The sequence below is a fragment of the Acinetobacter sp. RG5 genome (genome assembly GCF_031844265.1).
GTDB lineage: Bacteria > Pseudomonadota > Gammaproteobacteria > Pseudomonadales > Moraxellaceae > Acinetobacter.
Genome location: NZ_JAUZUV010000014.1, coordinates 1 through 12,904, shown reverse-complemented (window position 1 = coordinate 12,904; position 12,904 = coordinate 1). Strand labels below are relative to the sequence as shown.

At 44.7% G+C, this 12,904-nt stretch carries 10 protein-coding genes and 4 tRNA genes; 12 read left to right on the top strand and 2 right to left on the bottom strand.

The genetic code is table 11. From position 1 onward, the window contains the following. The first annotated feature begins 193 nt into the window (after positions 1 to 193). Genes trpA through Q9R21_RS11435 form a run of 4 tightly spaced genes read left to right on the top strand, consistent with a single transcriptional unit; the run spans position 194 to position 4,195 of the window. Entirely contained in the window at positions 194 to 997 is an 804-nt protein-coding gene (gene trpA, locus Q9R21_RS11450) for a tryptophan synthase subunit alpha (protein WP_191112608.1), read from the top strand. Then, the gene (gene accD, locus Q9R21_RS11445) at positions 994 to 1,890 is read left to right on the top strand and encodes an acetyl-CoA carboxylase, carboxyltransferase subunit beta (RefSeq protein WP_004645174.1); all 897 of its coding nucleotides are present in this window, start codon (positions 994 to 996) and stop codon (positions 1,888 to 1,890) included. Before trpA ends, accD begins: the two co-directional genes overlap by 4 nt. Further along, positions 1,887 to 3,170, top strand: a complete 1,284-nt coding sequence (gene folC, locus Q9R21_RS11440; RefSeq protein ID WP_311204519.1) for a bifunctional tetrahydrofolate synthase/dihydrofolate synthase — start codon at positions 1,887 to 1,889, stop codon at positions 3,168 to 3,170. The genes accD and folC overlap by 4 nt, the downstream gene beginning before the upstream one ends. Further along, positions 3,161 to 4,195, top strand: a complete 1,035-nt coding sequence (locus Q9R21_RS11435; RefSeq protein ID WP_404976597.1) for an SPOR domain-containing protein — start codon at positions 3,161 to 3,163, stop codon at positions 4,193 to 4,195. The genes folC and Q9R21_RS11435 overlap by 10 nt, the downstream gene beginning before the upstream one ends. On the opposite strand, the gene Q9R21_RS11430 is transcribed toward Q9R21_RS11435, so the two are convergent. Then, positions 4,192 to 4,800, bottom strand: a complete 609-nt coding sequence (locus Q9R21_RS11430; RefSeq protein ID WP_311204517.1) for a dual specificity protein phosphatase family protein — start codon at positions 4,798 to 4,800, stop codon at positions 4,192 to 4,194. The two genes, Q9R21_RS11435 and Q9R21_RS11430, sit on opposite strands and share 4 nt — an antisense overlap. Positions 4,801 to 5,008: 208 nt before the next feature. Next, positions 5,009 to 5,650, bottom strand: coding sequence for a peroxiredoxin (locus Q9R21_RS11425; protein ID WP_195725615.1), 642 nt, complete (start codon positions 5,648 to 5,650; stop codon positions 5,009 to 5,011). Between the two features lie 332 nt (positions 5,651 to 5,982). Between Q9R21_RS11425 and secA the strand changes: the two genes are divergently transcribed. The 8 genes from secA (at position 5,983) to Q9R21_RS11385 (ending at position 12,343) form a co-directional block, all read left to right on the top strand. Continuing rightward, positions 5,983 to 8,709, top strand: a complete 2,727-nt coding sequence (gene secA, locus Q9R21_RS11420; protein ID WP_311204516.1) for a preprotein translocase subunit SecA — start codon at positions 5,983 to 5,985, stop codon at positions 8,707 to 8,709. A 137-nt stretch (positions 8,710 to 8,846) separates the two neighbouring features. Next, positions 8,847 to 9,200: a hypothetical protein gene (locus Q9R21_RS11415; protein ID WP_005106111.1), complete on the top strand. Its 354-nt coding sequence runs from the start codon at positions 8,847 to 8,849 to the stop codon at positions 9,198 to 9,200. A 159-nt stretch (positions 9,201 to 9,359) separates the two neighbouring features. Next, entirely contained in the window at positions 9,360 to 10,580 is a 1,221-nt protein-coding gene (gene argJ, locus Q9R21_RS11410; RefSeq protein WP_004281676.1) for a bifunctional glutamate N-acetyltransferase/amino-acid acetyltransferase ArgJ, read from the top strand. Between the two features lie 153 nt (positions 10,581 to 10,733). After that, positions 10,734 to 11,801 carry a quinolinate synthase NadA gene (gene nadA, locus Q9R21_RS11405; RefSeq protein WP_044108476.1) on the top strand — a complete coding sequence of 356 codons (1,068 nt, stop codon included), beginning with the start codon at positions 10,734 to 10,736 and terminating at the stop codon, positions 11,799 to 11,801. Between the two features lie 151 nt (positions 11,802 to 11,952). After that, positions 11,953 to 12,029: transfer RNA gene (locus tag Q9R21_RS11400), tRNA-Pro, on the top strand. Positions 12,030 to 12,063: 34 nt separating this feature from the next. Further along, positions 12,064 to 12,140: transfer RNA gene (locus Q9R21_RS11395), tRNA-Arg, on the top strand. Positions 12,141 to 12,173: 33 nt separating this feature from the next. Next, positions 12,174 to 12,249 (top strand) — tRNA-His (locus Q9R21_RS11390). Positions 12,250 to 12,266: 17 nt separating this feature from the next. Then, positions 12,267 to 12,343: transfer RNA gene (locus Q9R21_RS11385), tRNA-Pro, on the top strand. The last annotated feature ends 561 nt before the right edge of the window (positions 12,344 to 12,904 follow it).

Genomic DNA, 12,904 nt, shown 5'->3' with positions numbered 1-12,904 from the left:
TTGTGAAAAAAATCAAAATAATCGTAAATAGACCCTTCCGAATTGTTTTGAAATCTTCGCACAGGAAATGAAGTACTCGAGGTCGGTATCGCAGACTGTTCATTGGACAAAAAATAGCGTTACAATGCGATGTCTTGTATTTCTACATAGTCAATGCCTCAAGTTTGAAACACGTTAAGGAAAATACCTCTCTATGTCACGTTTAGCCACACGATTTGGACAACTTAAATCTCAACAGCGTAAAGCTTTAGTTTCTTATGTCATGGCGGGTGATCCGCATCCAGAAGTCACAGTGCCTTTGCTGCATGAGATGGTGGAAGCGGGTGTCGACGTGATTGAGCTGGGACTTCCTTTCTCGGACCCGATGGCAGATGGGCCGGTGATTGCACTAGCTGCTGAACGTGCTCTGGCAGGTGGAACCAATACCCTGGATGCCCTGCACATGGTGAAAGAATTTCGCTTGAAAGATCGCGAAACACCAGTGGTGCTGATGGGTTATCTGAATCCGGTTGAAGTAATTGGCTATGAAAAGTTTGTGGCTTATGCCTATGAATGTGGAGTAGACGGTGTGTTGCTGGTGGACTTGCCACCAGAAGAAGCACAAAGTCTGGGTGAAGTACTGGAAAAATATGACATGGATCAGATTTTCCTGCTGGCACCAACTTCAACCGATGCACGTATTCAACATGTAGCAAAACAGGCCAGCGGCTTTATTTACTATGTGTCACTGAAAGGCGTGACCGGTGCAGCAACTTTAGATGTCTCTGAAGCCGCTGCACGCATTCAAAAGATTAAAGCTGTGACTGATGTTCCTGTAGGCGTAGGTTTCGGTATCAGTGATGCTGCATCTGCGAAAGCGATGGGTGTTGCTGCCGATGCAGTTATTGTGGGTAGTGCGTTTGTAAAGCAGTTTGCAACGCTCGCACCAGAACAAGCCGTTATTGCGACGGTGAATAAAGTCAAGGAGCTTCGAGCAGCGCTCGATGAGTTAGTATGAGTCAACAAGTGAAATCAGGCAAAATTCTGAGCCCATCGACCCCATGGACGGAGCGTACTGTTCCGGGCATTCAGGTACCCGATGAGCAAACGGCATATAAAGCGACATTTACCGAGCCTACGATTGAGTGTCCTGAATGTCATGCATTGGTGACCCGTACTGCCATGTCATTTAATGCCTATGTCTGTCCGCAATGTGATGAACATTTGCGTATGAAAGCCCGTGAACGTCTGAACTGGTTCTTTGATCAGGTACAAACAGAATTGGGTCAGGAATTTATAGCCAAAGATCCCCTGAAATTTGTCGATAGTAAAGCCTATCCAGACCGTATGGCTGAAGCGCAAAAGAAAACCGGTGAAACTGAAGCACTGGTGGTAATTCAGGGTTTGCTGAAAGGCGTACCGATGATTGCCTGTGCGTTTGAGTTCGACTTCATGGGCGGTTCTATGGGCACAGTGGTCGGTGACCGCTTTGTTCAGGCTGCAGAACATGCGATTGAAGCTCGTCAACCTTTGATCTGTTTTGCTGCTTCGGGTGGTGCTCGTATGCAGGAAGGCATGTTGTCCCTGATGCAAATGGCGCGTACTTCGGCTGCGATCCAGCGTTTAAAAGAAGCAGGTCTGCCTTATGTAGTGGTATTGACTCATCCAGTGTACGGCGGTGTGACCGCATCATTGGCAATGCTGGGTGATGTACATATTGCTGAACCGAAAGCGATGATTGGCTTTGCCGGTAAACGTGTGATCGAACAGACTGTACGTGAAAAACTGGAAGAACCGTTCCAGCGCGCGGAATATTTGCTTGATCATGGGGTAATCGATCAGATTGTTCACCGTCATGCATTACGTGATACAGTTTATCGTATCGTTACGAAGTTGATGAATTTGCATTGAACACAGCACCCTTAGCAACAGATTCTTTAAATACATGGCTCGATTATTGGAGCCATGTTCACGTTACGGGTATTGATTTAGGTCTGGAACGGGTTATTCCTGTGGCTGAAAAGCTGGGAGTAACATGTCCGGAAGCCAAAGTGCTGACGGTGGCAGGAACCAATGGTAAGGGTTCAACCACTACTACGCTGGCCGCGATCTTGAATGCACAAGGCTTCAAGGTCGGATTATATCAGTCTCCACACGTGTACCGTTTCAATGAACGAGTGAAATTACGCGGCATTGAAGTGGAAGATCAGTTGCTCATTGATGCTTTTGTTCAGGTCGATCGGGCTCGTCGCGAATGCGGTTTGAGCCTGTCTTTCTTTGAAGCCACCACACTGGCTGCTTTTGTGATTTTTAAAGATCAGTGCTGTGATGTCTGGGTGCTGGAAGTTGGTTTAGGCGGCCGTCTGGATGTGGTCAATGTGGTCAATCCGGATGTTGCGGTGATTACCAATATTGGTCTGGATCATACTGACTGGCTTGGTGACACCATCGAGAAAATTGCTTTTGAAAAGGCCGGAATTATTCGCCCGGATATTCCAGTCGTGTTTGGTGGACAGCAACAGATCCCGCAAGCCATTCTAAATAAAGCTCAAGAATGTAATGCATCTTTGTATGCAATCAACCGTGATTATTTCTATAAAGCCTTTGAAGATGGCCAAAGCTGGGCTTTTGCTTCATCGGGTACGACCTTAAAACTCCCAACAGGTTCGCTGGCACTGGATAATATTTCTACCGCCGTGGCCGCCATTCTGCTGAGCGGATTAAACGTCAGCCAGCAGGCAATTGCACAAGGCATTCAAACGGCAAAATTGCCGGGACGGTTTGAAATCCGTCAAATCCAGAATAAAACCGTGATTTTTGATGCAGGACATAACCCGCATGGGGTGGAATTTCTGCTGAAACAATTACGAGATTATTTAAATTACAATCAAAAATATAATGAAGTCATTTGTGTATTTTCAATGCTGGCAGATAAAGATATAAATTCTGTCGTCAAGTTATTGAAAGACACGGTTCAATTGTGGAAAATTGCACCATTATTCGTCCCACGTGCGGCAGAGGTCACAGTTTTGGCTGATGCTTTAAGCGGTGAGGCGGTAGAACAATTTGACAATGTAAAATTAGCTTTTAAATCAGCACTGGATCAAACAGATAATAATCAGCTGATTTTGGTATGTGGATCATTTCATACCTTAGAAGCGGTATGGGAGTATTTGGAAGAATGTCAATGAATAACAAACAGCGCTGGATGGGCGGTGTTGTTTTACTCGGTGGTGGTGTTTTATTGGCAGCATTACTCCTGAAAGGCCAAGATGAAATCAATCAGGACCGTCAGCAAAATCCGGCACAGGCTGCGGAAGTTGAAAATAAAGAGACAGGCAATCATTCGCTCGGTTCTTTGACGGTCGATGTGGAAACAGAAAAGCGTTTACTTGAACAGCAACGTCGTGACCGGGAAAAATCGGTTGCAGAACAGGAGGCGCGTGCGGCCGAATTTTTAGCGATGCAACAGCAGGCTGAAGCAGATGCTGCGCGTAAAGCAGCTGAAGAATATGCTGCCCTGAATGCACACCGCCTGGGACAGCAAAGTTCCGATAATATTCCACCAGAACTGGTGGAAGATGAACAGGCCAAGCAGAAACGTCTAGCTGAAGAAAAAGCGGTGCAAGAAAAAAAGTTAGCCCAGCAGCAGCTGGACCAACAAAAAGCCAATAGTTCTACTGACGCAGCCAAGAAAGAAGCAGAGCGTAAAGCCGCTGAAGAAAAACGCAAGTTAGAGCAACAGCAAAAAGCCGAAGCAGAACGTAAGGCGGCTGAAGCAAAACGTAAAACCGAGGAAGAGCGTAAAGCGGCTGAAAAGAAAGAAGCTGAACGTAAAGCTGCCGAGGAAAAACGTAAAGCTGACGAAAAACGTAAAGCTGAAGAAGCCAAGAAAAAGGCTACAGCCGAAGAAGCCAAGAAGAAAGCAGAAGCTGAGCAGGCGCGTAAGTTACTGGAAGGTGAAGAGGACAAGCAATGGATGGTACAGGTGGCACTGGCAGCGAATGAAGCCAATGCGGATGCTGTAGCAGCCAAACTGCGTGCCAAAGGTTATAAGGTCACCAAAAGCTCAACGTCTAAAGGTGTACGCATCATGGTGGGGCCGTCCAAAGACCGTGAGACTGCAGATGCACTTCGTAAGAAAATTGCGTCTGATGCCAGCCTGAATATGAAATCAGCTTGGGTGAATGACTGGGTGCCGCTAGATAAGCGTTAATTCTTTGTATTAACCAAAGTTCCTGTAGATGGATTCGTGAGTTGCTCGCGAATCCATTTTACATTTTCAGGCGTGAATAACTTTTCGATATTGCTCCAAATGGCATGAAAGCCATAACCGCCATGTTTCATTTCCTGTAGCGCCTGCTCAATCGGCCAATGTTCAAAAATAATTCGGTACATGGCGACACTTGCACCAGTGCGGTCTGAACCGTGATAACAATGCAGGAGCACCTTTTGGTGATTTTGTTGTGCTTGCTGAATCAGTAGCATAATTTTCAATAAATCTTCCCGATCAATTGCCCAGGTATGTATGGGTACATGATGTAGCTGAAAGTTTTCATTGCTCAAAACAAAGCTGTCTTGATCCCGTGAACGTAAATTAATAACCACATTGATTTGATGCTGCTTTAATAAAGGAATGAGTTCAGTTGAAGGCTGCTCACTACGATAAACAAAATTGCTGATTTGATGAAAATTATGATTCTGATGAATGGGCTGTCCCCAATGCTGAGGACGTTGAGGTTCAGGCAGGGCAGGCGTAGTCATGCAACCTGTGGTTAGGAGGTAGCCACTCATGAGAATTGGAAATATGCAGATTTTCATACAGAGCGTAGATGTTGTTTTTGTTATTTCAAGTTTAAAGTGAATACGAGATTTTGAATATAAAAAAGCCTATCCGAAGACAGGCTGTATCAACAAATCGAATCCGTGGCACGTCAATGTCGTATTCGATAAAGCATAAAATGTGGAAAATAGAGTTTCTCTTATCCTTTACTTCGCTTGTCTTTCGCAAAATTAAAAAGGAGTCCTTTTAATTTTGCTCAGGATGGGGCGTGAGGCGTAAATAAGGTTTAACCGCTGTATAACCTTTTGGAAAACGTTGCTTGATTTCTTCTTCATCTTTCAGTGAAGGGACAATCACCACATCATCACCGTGCTGCCAGTTCGCAGGCGTGGCCACTTTATGTTTATCGGTGAGTTGAAGTGAATCCACCACACGCAAGATTTCATGGAAATTACGACCGGTCGATGCAGGATAAGTAATAATCAAACGGACTTTTTTGTTGGGATCAATGACCACTAAAGAACGAACTGTTAGCGTTTCGCTGGCATTCGGATGAATAAAGTCATACAGCTCAGAAACTTTGCGATCCTGATCGGCAATGATCGGGAAATTCACCGTGGTGTTTTGGGTTTCATTGATGTCTTTAATCCAGCCATGATGCGATTCAACATCATCGACCGACAAGGCAATGGCTTTCACGCTACGTTTTGCAAACTCGTCTTTCAGTTTTGCGGTATAGCCAAGCTCAGTCGTACATACTGGTGTATAGTCAGCAGGGTGTGAAAATAAAATGCCCCAGCTATCACCCAGAAAGTCATAAAAATTAATCAGGCCTTCACTGGATTGCTGTTCAAAATTCGGTGCGGTATCGCCTAGACGTAAACTCATCTTTTTAGCCTCAATTGGTCTTTTAGTGTCGAGATACGATTTAATATGAATCAATTTTTTTATGATTAAAAATAGTGTTTTTTGCTTTCTTTATGAGTAAATTGCATAAGTAGGATATCCATCTATCCAGAAGCGCAAAAATCAGTCACTTAATTGACTATGTTGCACAGGGAAAATTTGCTACATTACTTTGCCTTAGATCTTAGGGCTAGAACTAAGGATCAGATTTTTTTAGCGGTTTTACAGCAAAACCCTTGTAGTTCAAATTTCTAGCACCATAATAACGACTAAGAACATATTCATTTGACAAGCAAGATTTAGAGAGTCTATTCATGTTGGCAAGTCTGATCGGAGGAATCTTCGGTACCAAAAATGAGCGCGAACTCAAACGCATGCGTAAAATCGTAGACAAGATTAATGTGCTCGAGCCGACGATATCTACCCTTAGCGATGCAGACTTATCTGCAAAAACTGAAGAATTCAAACAACGATATAATAAGGGTGAAACCCTCGATAAACTATTGCCTGAAGCATTTGCAGTCTGTCGTGAAGCCGCGAAGCGGGTGATGGGCATGCGTCATTATGACGTGCAGCTGATCGGTGGTATTACCTTGCATGAAGGTAAAATCGCAGAAATGCGTACCGGTGAAGGTAAAACCCTGATGGGTACTTTGGCCTGTTATCTGAATGCCATCAGTGGTCAGGGCGTGCATGTCATTACCGTGAACGATTACCTGGCGCAACGTGATGCCGAGTTGAACCGTCCATTATTCGAATTTTTGGGTCTAAGCATCGGCATTATTTATTCCATGCAAAATCCGATGGAAAAAGCTGAAGCTTATCGTGCCGATATTACTTACGGTACCAATAACGAATTTGGCTTTGACTACCTGCGTGACAACATGGTGTTCTCGCTAGTAGAGAAAAAGCAGCGTGGTTTGACCTATGCGATTATCGATGAGGTCGATTCGATCCTGATTGATGAAGCACGTACCCCGTTGATTATTTCCGGTCAAAGTGAAGATTCTTCACAGCTTTATGCAGCCATCAATAATATTCCACCAAAATTACAGGCACAGAAAGAAGAGAAAGTGCCGGATGGCGGTCACTTCTGGATTGATGAAAAACAGCGTTCAGTTGAAATTACTGAAGTGGGTTTTGAAACCATTGAAAGTGAACTGATAGAAATGGGCTTGTTGGCAGAAGGCGAGAGCTTGTATTCAGCATCGAACCTAAACCTGTTGCATCATGTTACTGCAGCGATCCGTGCGCATTATCTCTATCAGCGTAATGTCCAATACATCATCAACGATGGTGAAGTGATTATTGTCGATGAAAATACCGGTCGTACTATGCCGGGACGTCGTTGGTCTGAAGGTTTGCATCAAGCCGTAGAAGCCAAAGAAGGTCTGGAAATCCAGCCAGAAAACCAGACTCTGGCAACCACAACCTTCCAGAACTATTTCCGTCTGTATAAAAAACTGTCCGGTATGACCGGTACTGCTGATACTGAAGCAGCGGAAATGAAAGAAATTTATGGTCTGGATGTGGTGCTGATTCCAACTCACCGTCCAATGATTCGTCAAGACCATAACGATTTAATTTACTTAAATCGTGAAGGAAAATATAACGCGATTATTCAAGAAATTCAGCGTGTGCATGAAGCTGGTGTTGCACCAATTCTGATTGGTACAGCCACCATTGAAGCTTCTGAGATCCTGTCGGATAAGCTAAAAGCTGCAGGGATCCAGCATGAAGTACTGAATGCCAAACAGCACGAACGTGAAGCCGATATTATTGCGCAGGCCGGTGCGCCGCGTGCAGTGACGATTGCCACTAACATGGCCGGTCGTGGTACCGATATCCTGTTGGGTGGTAACTGGAAGGCGTTGCTGGCTAAAATTGAAAACCCGACTCCTGAAGATGAAACTCGTCTGAAAGCAGAATGGGATGTTAATCACCAGGCCGTGCTGGATTCAGGCGGTTTGCATATTATCGGTTCCGAGCGTCATGAATCACGCCGTATCGATAACCAGCTGCGTGGCCGTGCCGGTCGTCAGGGTGACCCGGGTGTATCACGTTTCTACCTGTCACTTGAAGATGACTTGATGCGTATTTTCGCCGGTGATCGCGTAGTCGGCATGATGCGTGCCATGGGCTTGCAGGAAGATGAAGCGATTGAGCACAAAATGGTGTCTCGCTCGATTGAAAATGCGCAGCGTAAAGTGGAAGCACGTAACTTCGATATTCGTAAGAACTTGCTGAAATACGATGACGTGAATAACGAACAGCGTAAGATCATTTATAGTCAGCGTGACGACATTCTGGCGGAAAATTCACTCCAGGATTATATTGAAGAAATGATCCGTGAAGTGATGCAGGGTGTAATCGCCAACTATATTCCACCTGAATCGATTCATGACCAGTGGGATATTGAAGGTCTGGAACTGGCGCTGCGTGAAGATCTTTCGATGGACCTTCCTATCGGACAATGGTTGGAACAGGACCGTCGTCTGGATGAAGAAGCTTTGGTGGTTCGTATTACCGATGAAGTGCTGAACCGCTACCGTTCACGTCGTGAACAAATGGGTGAGGAATCTGCAGCATCGCTTGAACGTCATTTTATGCTGAATTCTCTGGACCGTCATTGGAAAGAGCATCTGGCGGCTATGGACTACTTGCGTCAGGGTATTCATTTACGTGGTTATGCGCAAAAGAATCCAGAGCAGGAATACAAAAAAGAAGCTTATAACCTGTTTGTGAACATGCTGGGTACGATCAAATCCGATGTCGTGACAGATCTGTCACGCATCCACGTACCGACCCCTGAAGAGCTGGCGGAAATGGAAGCACAGCAGCAGGCACAGGCTGAGGCAATGCGTTTGCAGTTATCTCATGAAGAGTTTGACGGCTTGTTGGCAGGCGACCATGAGGTGACGACCGAGCAAAATGCTCAGGCCAATCCGGTAGCACCAGTTTTTGAAGCACCGGCAAGTCGTAATGCACCTTGTCCATGTGGTTCAGGTCTGAAATACAAACAGTGTCATGGTAAGATCTAAACGCTATTAAAAATCAGAGCCCCATGGCTCTGATTTTTTATGTATGAAGATTTTTCAGAAATTGAATACTGTTTGCAGTCTTAGGAATTAAATGCTATTTAATGGCTCATTCAACACCTCAAAGTGGAATAACCTGAATGAAAAAAGTATTAAAAACGCTCATCATTGCCGCTTTGGCAACGCCTGCCTTAAGTTTTGCACAAACTGCAGCGACCACAACAATTGATAAAGTTCAGCAAGCGGTGGGTACAACTACTGCTCAAGTACAACGTACCGATGCACAAGTGACTGTGGCAAGCCCACGTACCGGCATCCGTTATACCTTTGCCAATCAGAATCGTCCGATTGTGTTGCAGACCGCTGCGATTGCAGCTGCTAATGCGGCAAATGCAGACCGTATTGTTGCTACTAATCCTGCACTTTCTAGTGCAAGTCAACAACAAGCGAAACAGGCTTTACTAAGCGAATCTGGACAACTTGCACAAAATTAAAAATATCTTAATTTTAAAAACGTAGAAACCAGTCTTGATGACTGGTTTTTTATTGTGAAAACCCATAACAAATCTCAGGCTGGCTCAGGCTTTGGCTCGATTTTTTGTTGCAGATCAACTAAGCTGTATTTTTCTAAAACTTCAATATTGGACTTTAAAATGGCAGTTGGTGACGTATCTATGCCACAGATGCATGTGGTGAAAGGGGTTAAAATTGGTTCGGCTGAAGCCTATGTGCGCTATCAGAACCGACGTGACCTGGTGATATTTGAACTGGCTGCAGGCTCCAATGTTGCTGGGGTGTTTACCCAGAATGCCTTTTGTGCAGCACCTGTGCATGTATCCAAAGCACATTTGCAAGCGGGAAATCCACGTTACCTGGTAATCAATACCGGCAATGCCAATGCAGGAACAGGTCCTACAGGCATGGCAAATGCAGAAGCCACCTGTGCCAAGTTAGCTGAACTTGCAGGCGTACAGGCTGCTGAAGTGTTGCCATTCTCGACTGGTGTGATTGGTGAGCAGCTTCCAATGGAGCGTTTGCTTACAGGTTTACAGCCTGCGCTGGATTCATTGCGTGATGATGCCTGGGGCGATGCAGCGACTGGAATCATGACCACAGATACCACTCCGAAAGGTGCGTCAGAACAGTTCGAGCTGGATGGTGTGACTTATACCATGACCGGTATTTCCAAAGGTGCAGGCATGATTCGCCCGAATATGGCGACCATGCTGGGCTATGTTGCGACGGATGCACCGATCAGCCGTGAACTGGTTCAACAGTTATTAACTGAAACAGTCAATGTATCGTTTAACCGTATTACAATTGATGGCGATACCTCAACTAATGACTCGTGTATTTTTATTGCCACAGGTCAGGCCGGTGGTGCTGAAATCACTTCGACTGAAGATCCACGTTATGCAGTGGTGCTAGACGTATTGACACGTACCATGAAACGCCTTGCGCAACTGATTGTACGTGATGGTGAAGGTGCGACTAAATTCATTACCGTGACTGTAGAAGGTGGTGGCAATACTCAAGAGTGCTGCGATATTGCCTATAGCATTGCGCATTCACCGCTGGTCAAAACCGCAATCTTTGCTTCTGACCCAAACTGGGGCCGTATTCTGGCAGCGATTGGTTATGCCGGTGTGCCAAATTTAGACGTTGCAAAAATTCAGGTTTGGTTAGATGATGTACAAATCTGCAAAGATGGTGGTGCGGCAGCAGACTATACTGAAGCAGCCGGTGCACGTGTGATGGCCCAGGCTGAAATGACGATTCGTGTTGATCTTGGACGAGGTCAGGCAAAAGATACGGTTTATACCTGTGACCTGTCGTATGACTACGTAAAAATCAATGCAGATTATCGCTCATAATTCAGATTGTTTATAAAGCCTCCGTTGTGGGGCTTTTTTTATACTTAATGATTTTTAATGACTGGTCAAAAATAGCATTTCGCCAGAGATGACCGGGATGTAGGGTGAAAGGTTCATTGAATAGTGAACCATGAGGGTAGAGTAAGAGTTGTTATGAATGATGCGACCAAATTAATAGCCAATGAAGCTAAATCGATTGTGCAGGCGCATTTAGATCGTTTAGGTGTTCCACAAGAACATCAAATGAGCCAGCAGGAAAAATTGGACAAATTTGCACAGATCAAGGCAGAGCTGGAAAAACAGGATGCTGTTTTGGTGGCGCATTATTATTGTGATCCTGAAGTGCAAGAACTGGCTGAACTGACGGGGGGCTGTGTTTCCGATTCACTGGAAATGGCGCGTTTTGGTCGCGATCATCCAGCTTCAACGCTTGTGGTAGCTGGTGTGAAATTTATGGGCGAAACCTCTAAAATTCTTTCACCCAATAAAACCGTGCTGATGCCAACTTTGGAAGCGACCTGTTCACTGGACTTAGGTTGTCCTGTCGATGAGTTTACCGCTTTTTGCGATGCGCACCCGGATCATACTGTGGTGGTTTATGCCAACACGTCAGCGGCCGTGAAAGCCCGAGCCGATTGGGTCGTCACTTCAAGTTGTGCAGTGGAAATTATCGAACATCTGGACAGTCTGGGCGAAAAAATCATCTGGGCACCAGATCAGCATCTGGGTCGTTATATCCAGAAAAAAACCGGTGCAGAGATGTTGCTCTGGGATGGCGCCTGTATCGTGCATGAAGAATTCCGTTCACGCGGTATTGCCAATATGAAAGCGCTCTATCCAGATGCGGCAGTTCTGGTACATCCCGAATCACCGATGTCTGTGGTCGAGATTGCCGATGCGGTGGGTAGTACCTCACAATTAATTAAAGCAGCACAAACTTTGCCAAATCAGCGTTTAATCGTAGCTACTGATCGCGGTATTTTTTATAAAATGCAGCAGGCAGTGCCGGATAAAATTCTGATTGAAGCACCAACCGCAGGAGAGGGGGCAACTTGTCGTTCTTGTGCGCATTGTCCTTGGATGGCCATGAACGAGCTGGATGGTATCTTGCATGTGTTACAGCATAAAGATCAGGAAGTGCATGTCGATCCGGTACTTGCTGAACGAGCTAAACTGCCTCTAGATCGCATGCTGAACTTTAGTGCCGGACTAAAACGTTAAAATTTGTATAAAAAATGTCTGAAGCGATTGATAAATAAACGCTTGAAGCGTTTTTTCGGTTTTTTTTAAATATAGGTGTTGACGTCTCCTGGCGTCACGCCTAGAATGCACACCGTACCGAACGATGTTCGATATGAAAGCTGAGATGAATCGGAGCATAGCACAGCCTGGTAGTGCACCTGGTTTGGGACCAGGGGGTCGTAGGTTCGAATCCTACTGCTCCGACCAATTCTTCAAGGCAAATGATGTTTGCATCAGTAACGCGCTTGTAGCTCAGTTGGATAGAGCATCCGCCTTCTAAGCGGATGGTCACAGGTTCGAGTCCTGTCAGGCGCGCCATTTGGTCGCTTGATGTTAAGAATCAAAATGATGGTGGATGTAGCTCAGTTGGTAGAGCCCTGGATTGTGATTCCAGTTGTCGCGGGTTCGAATCCCGTCATTCACCCCAACTTTTAAAGTTGAAATCGGAGCATAGCACAGCCTGGTAGTGCACCTGGTTTGGGACCAGGGGGTCGTAGGTTCGAATCCTACTGCTCCGACCATCTCCTTCAAGATGGTCGAGATAAAAGATACCGCGTTAAGCGGTTTTTTTATGCCTGAAATTCAATGTGAATAAAAAATATACAATTGTTATCGGTGGCTATCATGATGAATGCTCGAATCCCTATTAAATTATTTTTCATCTAATAAAACTGTGCATTGAAGATTGCTTTCTTCTCGCATTGCTTCACTCTTAATTTTAATCATTCAACAATTTAACCAGAGTTTATCTATAGAGTGATTATCTTGTTGAATGGAATTTTAATGGATGGATGAGGATTATATTTTTAAAATGGGTAAGGGATTCCATAGTAAATATATTTTATTAACTCATCTGTTGTGTTTGATCTGAAATAAAGACAATAAAAAATTTTTAGATAGATATAGCAATTAAATTAACTAGAAATACCCATTGATAAGTAAATAAACTACTTTAAAACATCAATAATTGAATAAATTTTGAGTGAAAAATAGAAAAACCTGTATTTTTTGTAGAATAAATAAACAGTCGTGATGATTTTTCTGAATTATTTAAAAATAGGGGTTGTATTAGGTCGGGAATG

Excerpts from the sequence above, each read along its gene's own strand:
- trpA (WP_191112608.1), top strand. The coding sequence starts at position 194 with ATGTCACGTTTAGCCACACGATTTGGACAACTTAAATCTCAACAGCGT.
- accD (WP_004645174.1), top strand. The coding sequence starts at position 994 with ATGAGTCAACAAGTGAAATCAGGCAAAATTCTGAGCCCATCGACCCCA.
- Q9R21_RS11435 (WP_404976597.1), top strand. The coding sequence starts at position 3,161 with ATGTCAATGAATAACAAACAGCGCTGGATGGGCGGTGTTGTTTTACTC.
- Q9R21_RS11430 (WP_311204517.1), bottom strand. The coding sequence starts at position 4,800 with ATGAAAATCTGCATATTTCCAATTCTCATGAGTGGCTACCTCCTAACC.
- Q9R21_RS11425 (WP_195725615.1), bottom strand. The coding sequence starts at position 5,650 with ATGAGTTTACGTCTAGGCGATACCGCACCGAATTTTGAACAGCAATCC.
- secA (WP_311204516.1), top strand. The coding sequence starts at position 5,983 with ATGTTGGCAAGTCTGATCGGAGGAATCTTCGGTACCAAAAATGAGCGC.
- Q9R21_RS11415 (WP_005106111.1), top strand. The coding sequence starts at position 8,847 with ATGAAAAAAGTATTAAAAACGCTCATCATTGCCGCTTTGGCAACGCCT.
- argJ (WP_004281676.1), top strand. The coding sequence starts at position 9,360 with ATGGCAGTTGGTGACGTATCTATGCCACAGATGCATGTGGTGAAAGGG.
- nadA (WP_044108476.1), top strand. The coding sequence starts at position 10,734 with ATGAATGATGCGACCAAATTAATAGCCAATGAAGCTAAATCGATTGTG.